This window comes from Spirosoma sp. SC4-14 (assembly GCF_037201965.1).
Taxonomy (GTDB): Bacteria; Bacteroidota; Bacteroidia; order Cytophagales; family Spirosomataceae; genus Spirosoma.
The window spans coordinates 6,180,164-6,194,602 of sequence record NZ_CP147518.1 but is presented as its reverse complement, the minus strand read 5'-3'; the positions used below and the strand labels follow the sequence as shown (position 1 = coordinate 6,194,602).

At 48.5% G+C, this 14,439-nt stretch carries 11 protein-coding genes; 6 read left to right on the top strand and 5 right to left on the bottom strand.

The window, feature by feature from the left end:
• Positions 1-68: 68 nt before the first annotated feature.
• The 5 genes from WBJ53_RS25420 to WBJ53_RS25400 all read left to right on the top strand — a co-directional run bounded on the left by WBJ53_RS25420 (position 69) and on the right by WBJ53_RS25400 (position 5,508).
• Entirely contained in the window at positions 69-698 is a 630-nt protein-coding gene (locus tag WBJ53_RS25420) for a DUF664 domain-containing protein (protein ID WP_338871446.1), read from the top strand.
• 278 nt (positions 699-976) lie between these two features.
• On the top strand, positions 977-1,456 hold the full coding sequence (locus tag WBJ53_RS25415) for a transcriptional repressor (protein WP_338871444.1): 480 nt from the start codon (positions 977-979) through the stop codon (positions 1,454-1,456).
• A gap of 365 nt (positions 1,457-1,821) precedes the next feature.
• Positions 1,822-2,928: a glycoside hydrolase family 43 protein gene (locus WBJ53_RS25410; protein ID WP_338871442.1), complete on the top strand. Its 1,107-nt coding sequence runs from the start codon at positions 1,822-1,824 to the stop codon at positions 2,926-2,928.
• A gap of 104 nt (positions 2,929-3,032) precedes the next feature.
• Complete coding sequence (locus WBJ53_RS25405; RefSeq protein WP_338871440.1) at positions 3,033-4,226, top strand: aldose epimerase family protein; 1,194 nt, start codon at positions 3,033-3,035, stop codon at positions 4,224-4,226.
• A 148-nt stretch (positions 4,227-4,374) separates the two neighbouring features.
• On the top strand, positions 4,375-5,508 hold the full coding sequence (locus tag WBJ53_RS25400) for a cellulase family glycosylhydrolase (RefSeq protein ID WP_338871438.1): 1,134 nt from the start codon (positions 4,375-4,377) through the stop codon (positions 5,506-5,508).
• A gap of 42 nt (positions 5,509-5,550) precedes the next feature.
• Here WBJ53_RS25400 and WBJ53_RS25395 read toward each other — a convergent pair whose 3' ends face one another.
• From WBJ53_RS25395 to WBJ53_RS25375, 5 genes are all read right to left on the bottom strand, one after another.
• Complete coding sequence (locus WBJ53_RS25395; RefSeq protein ID WP_338871436.1) at positions 5,551-8,145, bottom strand: transglycosylase domain-containing protein; 2,595 nt, start codon at positions 8,143-8,145, stop codon at positions 5,551-5,553.
• Between the two features lie 209 nt (positions 8,146-8,354).
• Entirely contained in the window at positions 8,355-8,861 is a 507-nt protein-coding gene (gene msrB / locus WBJ53_RS25390) for a peptide-methionine (R)-S-oxide reductase MsrB (RefSeq protein ID WP_338871434.1), read from the bottom strand.
• Positions 8,862-9,051: 190 nt separating this feature from the next.
• Positions 9,052-9,867 (bottom strand): anti-sigma factor, encoded by an 816-nt coding sequence (locus WBJ53_RS25385; protein WP_338871432.1) that lies wholly within the window; start codon positions 9,865-9,867, stop codon positions 9,052-9,054.
• Entirely contained in the window at positions 9,864-10,424 is a 561-nt protein-coding gene (locus WBJ53_RS25380) for a sigma-70 family RNA polymerase sigma factor (protein ID WP_338871430.1), read from the bottom strand. The genes WBJ53_RS25385 and WBJ53_RS25380 overlap by 4 nt, the downstream gene beginning before the upstream one ends.
• 210 nt (positions 10,425-10,634) lie before the next feature.
• Positions 10,635-12,923, bottom strand: a complete 2,289-nt coding sequence (locus tag WBJ53_RS25375; RefSeq protein WP_338871428.1) for a GH92 family glycosyl hydrolase — start codon at positions 12,921-12,923, stop codon at positions 10,635-10,637.
• A gap of 148 nt (positions 12,924-13,071) precedes the next feature.
• Here WBJ53_RS25375 and WBJ53_RS25370 point away from each other — a divergent pair, with 148 nt between their 5' ends.
• Positions 13,072-14,388 carry a gluconate:H+ symporter gene (locus tag WBJ53_RS25370; RefSeq protein ID WP_338871426.1) on the top strand — a complete coding sequence of 439 codons (1,317 nt, stop codon included), beginning with the start codon at positions 13,072-13,074 and terminating at the stop codon, positions 14,386-14,388.
• The last annotated feature ends 51 nt before the right edge of the window (positions 14,389-14,439 follow it).

Below are 14,439 nucleotides of genomic sequence, written 5' to 3'. Positions count from 1 at the left end.
GTATATGTCAGGCCCGTGTAGGCGAGAAAAAACTGGAAGCTGGTTTAAAGCAGGGGAAACAGAAAATCATGGATGCTAAAAAAGTTAACCGTCGGGAATTTGCCTGTAGTTTAGGTATAGGAATTATGGGCATGGGCGCTATGACAATGCCCCATGCTGGAATAGCTAACCCTGTAACCTCTGAGGAAAATATCAATCATATTGGTCCTCTGACGGGATTTACACCGCAGATTGGAACCCTTATCTCCATGCTAGATTGGGTTAGCGATACGGTAATTCGATATAACAAAAAACTGACAGTTGAACAACTGGATTACCTGCATGATCCTGACTCAAATACGATTGGCTCTTTGATGCTGCATGTGGCCGCAACCGAAGTTATTTATCAGGACATGACATTTCATGGTTTAGAGGATTTTTCGCCAGCTAACAAAAGCCGCTGGAACGTAGCAATGGAACTGGGGGAAGAGGCCAGAAAAGAAATCAAGGGCAATCCGCTAAGCTATTACAAAGATGCCATTGATGAAGTGAGAGCCGTTACAAAGCAGGAAATGAAGAAACGCGATGATGCGTGGCTGCTTTCAGGCGAAACTAAGGATTGGAACTGGAATAATTACTGTAAATGGTTTCATGTGACGGAGCATTATGCTAACCATCGTGGACAAATGACCTGGTATGCTAAGCGCTTACCCAAGTAAGTATTGAAGGGTTTTATTTACCGCGGATCGACTCCGCGCTCTCTGCGTTGAAAACAAAACGATAGTTCTTTAAGCCTTTTTCGTAGATTTTTAAACTTCCAGATCCGAAACTTGGATCGTATTTAATCCGTATTTAAATTTGTTTAAACTTAGTCTAAATTAATGATTAGGCTAAAATGAGTCAGGTAAGAATCGCTGAAAGAAAGACAACTCATAGTTTAGGTTAAGAGAAAAGGAATTGATCGATGATCAATTCCTTTCTGAAAAAATGATGACTGATGCAGGAACATGTTTCACAGTTAGCCACGGCTCGAGCCAAACTCGAAGAGTCGCTTCTGGCCAAAGGTTTACGCCGGTCGGGCGAGCGATTCGCAATTCTGGATGAAGTTTATTCGCGAAATGACCATTTCGATGCCGATCATCTCTATCAGGCCATGTACCAGAAGGGGTATCCGGTAAGTCGGGCTACAGTCTATAATACACTGGAAGTACTGGTCGATTGTGGGCTAGTGATCAAACACCATTTTGGCGAAGATGATAACAGCAAAAGCCGTTATGAAAAAGCCCTTGGTCGACAACAACATGCCCACCTGGTCTGTCTGAACTGCCATAGCGTAAAAGAATTTTGTGATCCGCGCTTACAGTTGATTAAAACCAATGTGGGTAATTCGCTCCAGTTTCATGTAGAATCGCACTCGCTGGTTTTTTATGGCGAGTGCCTTGATGAAAATTGTGAAAAGAGAGGGGTAATTATATAATTGGTTGTAAAGAATACGGCTCACATACATCTCAGATGCGGGCTGTGCCCGGCGAAATAGCTACAATTTATTGAACGCCATTCCGGTGAAAATGCGCCGGGAGCGTAGCTGCTACACGACAGCGTTGACAGCCATAAGAGATCTATTAGCATAGTCGGCAACTATTGATTTGAAACTTCTGAGCAGCACCGGGTCATAAAAATCATCCATCAAGGTTGGGTCGATGATTCAGTATGGGGTCTGTAATTGCAGTTCTGAGCAGTTATAGACCCCGTTAATTTAGTGTCGCTCGCTACAATCGTGCGTTAATAGGGGTAAAATTGTCAAATTTAGTCTTTAACTACTAAATACCTTTACCCCGATTTATGAATCCAGCTCAAGCGCGTAACGGGCTTTATGCTTCTACACACTGTTTTTATTTGATATACTTCTGGAAAGCCAGTTGCTTTTTTGCACTTCTGTTGCTGGGCACCAGTTTTGCGACTCAGGCGCAGCGCACATTTACGAATCCTATAAAGTCGTCTGGACCCGATCCGTGGGTAGTGCAGAAAGATGGCTGGTATTATTATATGAATACAACCGGCCGCAATCTCACGCTCTGGCGAACCCGAAACATGGCCGACCTGGCTACGGCCGAGAGTAAAATCGTTTATACACCGCCTGTTGGTCAGCCATATTCGAAAGAACTATGGGCTCCCGAAATTCACTCGTTTAACAATCGCTGGTATATTTATTTCTCTGCCGATTCACTCAATAACCTTTCGCATCGGGTTTGGGTAGTTGAAAATACCTCACCCGATCCTATGCAGGGCGAGTGGGTGATGAAAGGAAAAATTGGCGACAAAGGCGACCATTGGGCCATCGATATGTCGGTTATTGAGTACAAGGGGACATTATATGCTGCCTGGTCGGGGTGGGAAGGGCCAAAAAACGGGCGGCAGGACATTTACCTTGCCCGACTGAAAAACCCCTGGACCCTTGACGGCGATCGGGTTAAAATTTCGCAGCCCGATCAGGCCTGGGAAATGCATGGCGATGTGCCGCAGGAGTGGCAGAAAAATGGTGAAGTGCCAAAAATATACGTCAACGAAGGCCCTGAATTCTTACGTCATAACGACAGGCTGTTTATTGTGTATTCGGCTAACGCCTGCTGGCTCGACTACTGCCTGGGTTTATTAACCTACAACGGTAAAGGCGATATACTGAATCCTAAAAACTGGACGAAAAGCAAAAAACCTGTGTTTGTTCAGGCTCCCGAAAATGGTGTGTGGGCACCCGGACACGGTGGTTTTTTTCGTTCAGCCGATGGTTCGCAGGACTGGATGATTTATCACGCAAATCCGTCGGCTACCGATGGTTGTGGTAACAGGCGGGCTCCGCATATTCAACCTTTTACCTGGAATGCCGATGGTTCGCCTGATTTTGGCAAGCCTGTTGCAAACGTACCGATGCCAGTTCCGGCAGAGAAATAAGTTTATGGTATTCAGTTTTCGGTTATGCTGCACTGGAAGGATCTAGCCACATAGGTGGAGCAACCGAAAATCGAACTAATCTAATCACCCCAAATTTTAAATCAATGCAAAAACTATTTTTCCCCGCTATGCTTGCCGCTATGCTTGTACTGAATGGCTGCTCGACCGCGAATAAAAACGAACAAAACGCAACCGATTCTCTTGCCGTAGCAACCGGCGATACAACCGCTATGATTGACGCAAAACTACCCGATCCTGCCACATTTGCAGGTGATGCGGATGGCAAAAAAGCCAGCTTGTATATTTTGAAAAATAACTACATGCAAGTCGGGATTTCCGATTATGGTGCCCGGATTGTTGGTATTCTGGTACCCGATAAAAACGGTAAAATGACCGATGTCGCTCCGGGTTTCCTGACCATAGCCGATTATCAAAAGCCAGGTTCCGCCTTCTTCGGTCCGGTTGCCGGTCGTTTCGGAAACCGCATTGCCAAAGGCAAATTTACCCTCGATGGGAAAGAATATACGCTTGCTCTGAACAACAATGGAAACTCGCTGCACAGTGGCCCAACCGGTTTCCATACCCACGTTTGGGACGCGAAACAGATTGATGACAAAACCGTTGAAATGACTTATGTGTCGAAAGATGGCGAAGGCGGCTTTCCGGGTACCGTTACCACGCATCTGACCTTTTCGCTGACCGACGATAATGCGCTGAAACTGGTTTATTCCGCTACAACCGACAAAGCAACGCCTTATAACCCAACCAGCCACGGTTTCTTTAACCTAAACGGCGAAGGAAGTGGTACGGTCAATAATCATGTGGTGATGATCAATGCCGATAAGTTCTCGGCTGTCGATAAAGGGCTTATTCCGCAGGGCGAACCGGTACCGGTAGATGGTACGCCGTTCGATTTCCGTAAGCCTACAACGATAGGCGCACGGGTCAATGAAAAAAATGAGCAGCTTGGCTTTGCTGGTGGCTACGACCACAACTGGGTGTTGAATAAGCCTAAAGCTGGCGAACTGACCGAAGCGGCCGAAGTGGTTGGCGACAAATCGGGTATTAAAATGGAAGTGCTGACTACCGAACCGGCTCTACAGTTCTACGGTGGTAACTTCTTTACGGGTTCCGATATCGGTAAGTATGGTAAGGCCATCAACCATCAGGATGCGTTTGCCATGGAAGCACAACACTATCCTGATTCACCAAACCACCCGACCTATCCGAACACAATTCTACGGCCGGGCCAGACCTATAGCCAGACAACCGAATATCGGTTCTCGACGGTGAAATAAGCCGCATCGAATCGCAGATCAGCAGGCACGTTGGTGCTTGCTGATTTTTTATGGTATGGTGCCAAACGAAAAAAAATACCCGACAGTGACCCAAATTTGGGTTTGCGATTCTTTTATGACTGTGATCTAACTCTTACTGTTTTCGATTATGAAGCGATTTTTGTTTTTACTGGGTTCGTTGCTCTGCACCCTAACATTTGGCCAGACTGTTGTTCCGCACTGGTCGGCCGAAAAAGCCAATAACTGGTACGCCAGGGAGCCTTTTCTGGTTGGTTCGAACTATGCACCTGCCAATGCAATCAACGAACTGGAAATGTTTCAGGCCGATAGTTTCGATCCGGCAACGATCGATAAGGAACTGGCAATGGCCGAAGGAATTGGGATGAACACCATGCGTGTATTTCTGCATGACCTCCTCTGGCAAGACCCGGTGGGTTTCACAAAACGGCTCGATCAGTTTCTGTCGATATGTGCCAAACACAAAATTCGGCCCATGCTGGTGTTGTTCGATTCGTGCTGGGACCCGTTTCCGAAATTAGGCAAACAGCATGAGCCGGTGCCGGGTATTCATAATTCGGGTTGGCTACAAAGCCCCGGTGCAGCTGCGCTAACCGACGTGTCGCAGTATCCACGGCTGGAAGCCTACGTAAAAGGTGTGGTAGGTGCTTTTAGAGACGATAACCGAATTCTGGCCTGGGATGTCTGGAATGAACCCGACAATACCAACGACAATAGCTATGGTAAGAATGAGAAAAAACTCGAACCTGCCAGTAAAGTGGCTATTGTGACAAACCTGCTGCCGCACGTATTTGCGTGGGCGCGGGAGGCTGGAGCCTCGCAACCCCTTACGTCTGGTGTTTGGGTATACCGTACTCCCGACGACTGGAAGAATCCTGCTAAATGGACGGCTATGGAAAAAGTGCAGTTCGAAAACTCCGACATAATTACGTTTCACCAATATTCGAACCCGGCCGAACTGGAGAAAGTGATTCCGGCTTTGGAGTCGTTCGGGCGTCCGGTTATCTGTACCGAATATATGGCGCGGGGGGTAAACAGCAAGTTTCAAACGCACTTGCCCATTGCCAAAAAAGCAAAGGTTGGTATGATCAACTGGGGCTTTGTGGCTGGTAAAACGCAAACATTCCTGCCCTGGGATAGCTGGCAGAAACCCTATGTGAACGGACGCGAACCTGCTATTTGGTTCCATGAGGTCTTCAAACAGGATGGCTCTCCTGTTGACCCGGCCGAAGTAGCAGCTATTAAGCAGGCAACGGGTAAATAAACATACGAAAAAAGGCCAGACGATCTGGCCTTTTTTCGTATCCTATTGTTCCGGATTTCTGGTTGTATCGGGTGGAAGAGGTGGTGCCGGAATTGGAGCCAGCGGCATAAACGTTGAGTCTTCTACGGCTTCGGCCGCTGTTGAATCCGACTCTTCTACATTTTGCTCATCGTCAGATGGCCCACAGTTCAGATAATTCTTCGTGATGGGCACTGTGGGTTTCGGGAATGGCCCCTGCAAATTCTTGAACTTAGGGTCGGCATAGACTTTTTCCAGAAACCGCCCCACCAACGGCAGGGCGGTTTTGGCTCCTTCGCCAAGGTCGGTAGAGCGGAAGTGAATGCTGCGGTCGTCGCCACCTACCCAGGCCCCCACTACGAGTTTATTGGACACTCCCACAAACCAGCCGTCGGAATTGTTGGAAGTGGTGCCAGTTTTGCCACCCATTTCGTTATGATTCTTGAACAGATCGAACGACCACAAATTCTGCGATGTACCACCCGATTCCTGAAGGCCGCCCTGAAGCATATAGCGCATCAGAAACGCCGACTCAGGGCTGATGGCTCGTTTGGTTTTGGACGTAAATGTCTCGATAACATTACCGTCGCGGTCTTCAATGCGCTGAACAATCATGGGTTCAATGGCTTCGCCATCGTTAATGAACGTACAGTAAGCACCAACCAACTCATAAAGCGAAACATCGGAAGAGCCCAGACCAATGGAGGGTACCGCATATAACCGGCTTTTAATGCCCATTCGGTGTGCGTATTCGGCTACCCGCTCAGGCGTAACCCGGTCGGTTAGCTGAGCCGTAATTGAGTTGACCGAACGAGCCAGCGCCCGGCGCAGAGTCATGTTAGAGTAGGTATAGTAGCCCGTAGAGTTGCGGGGTTCCCAAACGTCTTCTTCGCCTTTTGCATTGATAAATTCTTTGCGGAACGGGCGGTCTTCAATTCGATCGCAGGGGCTCAGATTAACCAGCGAATCGTCGATAGCAGCCGTATAGACAAAAGGTTTAAAGGTAGACCCCGGTTGCCGTTTTCCCTGCTTTACGTGGTCGTACTTGAAATAGTCGTAGTCTAGTCCACCTACCCACGCCCGTATGTAGCCTGTATGGGGGTCCATTGCTACCATACCCGATTGCAGAAAATGCTTGTAGTAGGCAATGGAATCGTATGGAGTCATTTCGGTTGAGTCGTAGCCCCGTTTGTTGTTCCAGCTAAACACGCGCATTTTGTACTTCACGTTTTTCATGTAGTACATGATCGAGTCTGGATAGAGTGGCATAAACCGGCGGCTCAGCGTTTTATACCGTTCCGTTCGTTTGGCAACGGAGTCGATAAAGCCCGGCAGTTCTTTCCCATCTTCATCGGTCCAGGGGTTTCGGCCGCGCCAGTGGTTGTCGAACGTTCGCTGCAACTGCTTCATTTTCTCATCAGTCGCTTCTTCGGCATACTTCTGCATCCGGGAATCAACGGTGGTTATGATACGCAGGCCATCGGTATACAGGTCATATCCGTTTTCTTCTCCCCACTTTTTGACGTAGTCCTGAACGGCATTTTTCAGGTAGCTGGCGGGACCCGAGTAGGGGTTTTCGGGGGTGAAATCTGTTACTAGAGGTAGTGCGCTAACCGAGTCGGCCTGGGCTTTGGTCAGATACTTGTATTTGGCCATCTGAGCTATCACCACGTTCCGGCGCTCCTTCGAACGTTTCGGATGTTTCAGTGGGTTATAGCTGGTCGTTGCTTTCTGCAAGCCGACAAGAACGGCTCCTTCCTGCACATTCAGACTGTCGGGCAGTTTGTTGAAAAACGTTCGGGCGGCTGTTTTCAGCCCAAAAGCGTTGCTGCCAAAATCAACCGTATTAAAGTAATAGGTAATAATTTCCTGCTTCGAGAAATTGCGCTCCAGCTTTAGGGCCATCAGCCATTCTTTCGATTTATAAATTACTTTTCGGATGAATGGTATGCGTGTGAGTAGACCTGAATTGCTTTTCCGACGGGTCTTAAACAGGTTTTTTGCCAACTGTTGCGTAATGGTTGAGCCACCGCCTTCGCGTCCGAAACTAAACAAGGCTCGGGCAATGGCCCGAGGGTCAACACCACCATGTTCATAAAAACGAGCGTCTTCCGTGGCAACCAGCGCATTGATCAGTTGTTTCGGAATATTTTCGTATTTGATAGGGGTTCGATTTTCGGCATAAAATTTCCCGATCATGACCCCATCCTGTGAATAAATCTCCGACGACTGGTTGAGTTTTGGGTTTTTGAGTTCTTCTACACTCGGCATTTCGCCGGTCAGATAGAGAAAGTTATAATTGATAATGAAAACATACAGACCCAGTGCCAGTGCCGCTATAAGCCCGCCTTTTATACCATATTTCAGATAAGGATAATACCAGGAGTCGGGATCGATATACTGGTGAATAAACGAGCGGAAACGGTTGCGGTATTCGTGGTAGGTTGAAACCCAGGAACTAACCCGCTCTTCACCGGCAATTCGTGCAGTTTGCCGGTATATTTGTCGGCCAACTCCGCGTCTGACGTTGCCAAATTTTGTCCGGCGTTGTCGCATTCGTCGTCGAAACGCACCAAAGGCGTGACGAACGGCGCGGAATCGCTCCCTATACTCACTCATGCGTCTTAATTCAGTATGTTTTCGGTTATAGGATTAAATTGTGGTACTCGGAGGTACTCATCACTTTACCCGGCTAGTAACCGCATTCACCGGGCTTCAAATATAACGGATTTTCGGCCGATGTGATATATAAAAAAGCCAGACCGAACACCCGATCTGGCTTTTTACGGGATAAACCCAGCAGCTACTGAAATCTTTCCGGTTCCGGTTTACTTCTTTTCAAATGTCATGGCTACTCCATTCATGCAGTAACGCAGACCGGTTGGTTTGGGGCCATCGTCAAAAACGTGGCCCAGGTGCCCTCCGCAAACGCTGCAAAGTACTTCGGTGCGAACCATTCCGTAGCTCTTATCGACGGTTTCTTTAACGGCAGTTTTCGAAATGGGAGCATAGAAGCTCGGCCATCCGGTACCCGAATCAAATTTGGTAGCCGATGAAAAAAGTGGATTGTGGCAGCCAGCACAATAGAAGGTGCCGTGGTCATGAATATTATTCAGCGGACTGGTAAAAGCACGTTCGGTGCCGTGTTCGCGCAAAACCGCATATTGATCTGGCGTGAGAACCTTCTTCCATTCGGCGTCTGTTTTTACTACCTTCCGGGCAGTGGCCGACGATTGTGCCAAAACCTGCCCCGATGGGCCAGCCGTAGCGATAATGAGAAACAATAAGCCCGACACTAGGCTGGCAGGCAGGCGTAATAATCTGGTGTTTTTCATGAGTTGATAAGCGATATGTTCTGGTTATACGAAAAACGTACAACGTTAACGCTACTTGCTGGCTCAGGTTGTCGGTAGGCCGACAAAGAGCCCAAAATTCTGCGTTCTGCACGGACTAATCGGCTTTCCAGACACTGAGTTGCTGGAAAAGCCGTCCAGTATAAAAAAACAAGAAAAAAAGGGCTATCGTTCAGGCATCGACGTTTGCTATCGCCAGCAATGTGGAGAGAGTTGGCGTAGGACTGCCTCCTCGTTTTTCGACGGTTACGGCAAATGCTTCGGCCCGGTCGATTGAGCGGTTCAATCGCTGAGGGAGCGGATTGGTACTGTTGGCATCGAAAACACCGGCATCGACGGGTTTGCCGCCAACCAGCGACCAGAGCTGATATTGCTGATCGGCAGGAAGCGCTGGCAGCGACCGTACTTCTACAGCCACTTCATGCGTTTTGGAATTCCAGAAGACAAACATATCGCCATTGGGCGCTTTTTCATTCCCTCGTAATTCAAACGTACGGGTACCCGGTTGTTTCAATAGGGCCAGTAATTGATCATTGGCGCTCTGCGATTCTTTTAACTGGCTCACTTCTTTTTCCAGCGACTCGTTGGCTGTTTGTAGCTGGGCTACCATTTCCTGATTGCTCCGTAGGCGGGAAAGCAGGAAAAACGAGAAAACGAACATCAGCAAGCCAACCGATGCGGCTGCAATCCAGGTAACCTTAAACGTGGGGCGATCCGTACTGAAATCGACCGGCATTGGTCTGACCACCGGCTCAGTGGTTTGCTCAAATGGAATTTGAGCCATAATCCGCGACTTCAATTCAGCAGGTGGTTCAACACTGTGGAGTAGGGCATAATTCTCGATAGAGAGGCTGAGCTGATCTAACTCCTGCTGAATCTCAGGGTAAATAGTCGACAGGCATTCGATCTCACGTCGCTCCTGGTCGCTGACCGCGCCCATAACGTAAGATTCCAGGATGCCAGACGCTATATACTCCGTTACATTCATGACTTGAATAATTGTTTTAGTTCCTGCAGCGCGGCACGAATTCGGGTCTTGACCGTTCCGAGGGGCAGATTTAATTCTTCAGCGGCTTCTTCGTGGGTATAGCCCCCAAAATAAACCAGATCGATCAACTGCCTGCGTTCAGGACGTAATTGGCTTACAACCTCCTGGATCCCAATATGGTCGGGATTGGGTTGTTCAGTATTGTGCTGGCGATCAACAATATGTACGTTCTCTTCGTCGGTTCGGATTGCATTGGATGGCGAAGGCTGCGTTTTTCTGGCTCGTAGGGCGTCTATAGCCGTGTTTCTGGCTACATTCAGCATCCACGTAAACAACCTGCCTTTGCTGGCATCGTAAGCATCTAAATTTTTCCAGATTTTTACGAAAATATCCTGAACGAGATCCTGAGCTTGTTCTTCGTCACGCACAATGCGCAAAACAACACCGTAGAGAGCGGGCGAGTATTGATCGTACAGCCAATGAAATGCCTGCTCATCGCGCTTGTTAAGCTTTTCGATCAGGACACTTTCCGATACTAGAGATGACTGTCGTTTCACAAACGATAAGGTTAGACGGGCCAAATATAACAGAAACTACAAACGAACAAATGATTGTGCGGCTGTCAGGACAATATCTATAGTAATAATGAAAAGATGTATGGCCATTTTGTTTATGTTTATTTATTAGAAGGTAGAATAACTGGTTTTTTCCGGGTAAGACTACGATTTCGAATGGTGCAGCCGCCATCGATGGCGGCTGCCGGAAGATTATTTCTTCTCGCTCGAAAAGGAATAAGGAAAATCAGTGGTATCGGTGCCGCGGTGTTTGTTGGGGCGGCTCACCATCTCAACATCAATAATCGCTCCTTTCTGCAACTCCTGATGGCTTAGCCAGTTTTTGCTATAGGGTTGGCCATTTAGCTTCATTGAGCCGATATACCGATTCTGATCGTCGTTGGCTGGCGCATTGATAATAAGCTGGTTACCGTTTTCCAGGGTTACCCTGATTTTTTTGAACAGCGGTGCGCCAACAACATATTGATCGGTGGCAGGACAAACCGGGTAGAAGCCCATAGCCGTAAACACATACCAGGCCGATGTTTGGCCGTTATCTTCATCACCACAATAGCCATCGGGCGTAGGCAGGTAGAGTCGGTTCATTACTTCGCGAAGCCAGTACTGAGCTTTCCAGGGTTCGCCCGCATACGTATAGAGGTAAATCATATGCTGAATAGGCTGATTGCCGTGGGCATACTGACCCATGTTGGCGATCTGCATTTCCCTGATTTCGTGGATAACAAAGTGGTAATAGCTTTCATCAAAAACGGGCGGCATGGTAAAGACCGAGTCCAGTTTTTCGACAAACTTCTTCCGGCCACCCATTAAGTCGATCAGCCCGGCAATATCGTGAAAAACCGACCAGGTATAGTGCCAACTGTTGCCTTCGGTAAATGCATCGCCCCATTTGAAGGGATTGAACGGGCTCTGAAACGTTCCGTCCTGGTTGCGGCCGCGCATCAGTCCGCTTTGCTTATCGAACAGATTACGGTAGTTCTGGCACCGTTTGGCGAATCGATCGATTTCGGCCTGCGGGCGATTCAGGGCTTTTGCCAGTTGATAAATGGCAAAATCGTCGTAGGCATATTCCAGCGTGCGGGCTGCATTTTCGTTGATCTGTACATCGTAGGGAACATAGCCCAGTTTGTTGTAGTAAGCAACACCCCGCCGACCAACGGCATCCAATGGTCCTTCATTTTCGGAATTTTTCAGAATAGCTTCATAGAGGGCATTGATGTCGTAGCCTCGCCCGCCTTTTAGATACGCGTCGGCAATGACCGATGCCGAGTTGGAGCCAATCATTGTATTGCGCAACCCCGGACTGGCCCATTCGGGTAGCCAGCCACCTTCTTTATAGGCATTGGCCAGCCCTTCCTGCATATGCGTATTCAGCGATGGATACATCAGATTGAGGAACGGAAACATGGAGCGGAAGGTGTCCCAGAAGCCAGTATCAGTAAACATATAGCCTGGCAATACCTGACCATTGTAGGGACTGTAATGAACCACGTTCTGATGTTCGTCGAGTTCGTAAAATTTACGGGGAAACAGTAACGAACGGTATAGGCAGGAGTAAAACGTTTGCTGCTGCGCCAGCGAGCCACCTTCTACCTGAATCCGGCCGAGTTCGTTGTTCCAGGCTGTTTTGGCTTTTTCCCGAACCCTGTCGAACGAATCGTTACCAATTTCTTTCAGATTGCGTTCGGCCTGGTCGAAACTGATGAACGAAGAAGCGATGCGGGCATGAATCTGTTCATCTTTTTTTGTCTTAAAGCCAATGGCCGCTCCCGCATGAGTGGCGGTCAGCTCCAGCGTATCTTTGGCAAAAGTAGAGTCGTGCCAGGTTTGAGCCGACGCGAATGGTTTGTCGAAATAGATGACAAAGTAGTTTTTGAAATTGGCCGGTACGCCACCGCTGTTACGGGTTGTGTAGCCGATAATCTTTTGTTCTTTCGGAATCAGTTTGATGTATGAACCCTTATCGAATGCATCGATTACGACAAATGAGCTATCGCTTTGGGGAAATGTAAAACGGAAGCTGGCTGCGCGTTCGGTGGGGGTAATTTCGGTCGTGACATCATGGTCGGCCAGATACACACTATAGTAATAAGGCTTGGCTACTTCCGATTTGTGGGAGTACCAACTGGCTCGCTCGTCTTCATTGATTCGGAGTTTTCCCGCCATTGGCATAATGGAAAACTGGCCGTAGTCGTTCATCCAGGGCGAAGGCTGGTGCGTTTGTTTGAAGCCGCGAATCCGGTCGGCGTTGTAGGTATAAGCCCATCCGTTGCCCATTTTTCCGGTTTGTGGCATCCAGAAGTTCATGCCCCAGGGCAGGGCAATGGCCGGATATGTATTGCCGTTCGATAAACTTGGTTTGGATTCCGTACCGACAAGCGGGTTAACGAGTTCGACCCGGTCGGCTGGTTGAGGTTGGTACTGTGCATACGCCGTGGTGGAAAGCGCTGTGAGGATGAGGAAATAGAGTGTCTTTTTCATCGGTTTGGCGAAAGTACAGAAAAAATGATGGCAGGCTATGTAAAAATCAGGCTGAACCCGGCTGCCCAGATTTACCCTGATTTTTGTAGTACGAAATCTGCCGGAGCCACCAGGTAGTAAATCCCGTTGCTATCTTTCTTTTCGGGCTATGCCACTAGTCATTACAACGCTCGCCATTCTGGTTCTGATTGCCCTCATTTCGTACATACGTATCCACGCCTTTCTGGCTTTTCTGGTTGTTTCGATGGCGGTTGGGCTGGCCCTGGGAATGCAACCTCTGCCTATTCTGGAATCGATCCAGAAAGGTATCGGCGGTACGCTTGGCTCTATTGTGGGTATTATTGCATTGGGGGCCATGTTGGGGAAACTAGTGGCCACAAGTGGGGCTGCTCAACAGATAGCCGTAACGATGATGGCGCTGGTTGGAACCCGCCATGCGCGATGGGCTTTTATGGTCACGGGGTTTATTGTGGGGTTACCCTTGTTTTACTCGGTGGGTTTTATGCTGCTGTCGCCGTTGGTGATTACGGTGGCCTATCGCTACAAACTGCCTGCCTTATATATTGGTTTGCCCATGCTGGCGTCGTTGTCGGTCACGCAGGGGTATTTGCCCCCACATCCGGCTCCACTGGCCATTCTCAAACAATTTAACGCCGATATTGGACTTACGTTATTTTACGGCATCCTGGTATCGATTCCGGCTATTCTGATATCGGGAGCTTTGTTTGGGTCGACTCTCAAACGCTATACTACCCTACCCAACAAGGCATTTATGGCTGCTGAGCTGGCCGATGAACAAATGCCATCCGTTGGTATAAGTTTCTTTACGGTACTATTGCCGATTCTGCTAATCGGATTGAGCACCCTGCTGACACCGTTCCTGGCAACTGAATCGGTTTTTGCACAGATTCTGGTAACTCTGGGAGAACCAACTGTCAGTATGCTGATTTCGGTGCTTGTGGCAGGTATTACGCTTGGTATCTGGCGAGGTAAATCAATGGCCGACGTAACGGCGTTGCTGGCCGAATCAGTCAAAGAAGTCGCGATGCTGTTCCTGATTTTTGGTGGTGCGGGCGCGCTTAAGCAGGTGCTGACTGATGGGGGCGTGAGCCAGACCATTGCCGATCTGATGCAGCATTCGTCGCTGCACCCTTATTTGCTGGCCTGGACAATGGCCGCCATTATTCGGGTGTGCGTTGGGTCTTCGACCGTTTCGGGCATCACCACAGCGGGTTTTGTGACCCCTTTATTACAATCGTCGGGTGTAGAACCTAATTTAATGGTGCTCAGCATCGGTGCCGGAAGCATGATGTTCTCGCACGTAAACGACACTGGTTTCTGGCTGTTTCGTGAATACTTTCAGCTATCGATGGCCGATACACTAAAAACCTGGTCGATTATGGAAACACTGGTCTCACTATCAGGGCTGGCAGGTGTGATGCTGCTGAGTCTGGTTATTCATTAACAGCAATTCCACAGTTGAACGTAGTACACATACTACGTTCAACTGTTACTC

Coding starts and splice junctions, on each gene's coding strand:
- WBJ53_RS25420 (WP_338871446.1), top strand. CDS start 69: ATGGATGCTAAAAAAGTTAACCGTCGGGAATTTGCCTGTAGTTTAGGT.
- WBJ53_RS25415 (WP_338871444.1), top strand. CDS start 977: ATGCAGGAACATGTTTCACAGTTAGCCACGGCTCGAGCCAAACTCGAA.
- WBJ53_RS25410 (WP_338871442.1), top strand. CDS start 1,822: ATGAATCCAGCTCAAGCGCGTAACGGGCTTTATGCTTCTACACACTGT.
- WBJ53_RS25405 (WP_338871440.1), top strand. CDS start 3,033: ATGCAAAAACTATTTTTCCCCGCTATGCTTGCCGCTATGCTTGTACTG.
- WBJ53_RS25400 (WP_338871438.1), top strand. CDS start 4,375: ATGAAGCGATTTTTGTTTTTACTGGGTTCGTTGCTCTGCACCCTAACA.
- WBJ53_RS25395 (WP_338871436.1), bottom strand. CDS start 8,145: ATGAGTGAGTATAGGGAGCGATTCCGCGCCGTTCGTCACGCCTTTGGT.
- msrB (WP_338871434.1), bottom strand. CDS start 8,861: ATGAAAAACACCAGATTATTACGCCTGCCTGCCAGCCTAGTGTCGGGC.
- WBJ53_RS25385 (WP_338871432.1), bottom strand. CDS start 9,867: ATGAATGTAACGGAGTATATAGCGTCTGGCATCCTGGAATCTTACGTT.
- WBJ53_RS25375 (WP_338871428.1), bottom strand. CDS start 12,923: ATGAAAAAGACACTCTATTTCCTCATCCTCACAGCGCTTTCCACCACG.
- WBJ53_RS25370 (WP_338871426.1), top strand. CDS start 13,072: ATGCCACTAGTCATTACAACGCTCGCCATTCTGGTTCTGATTGCCCTC.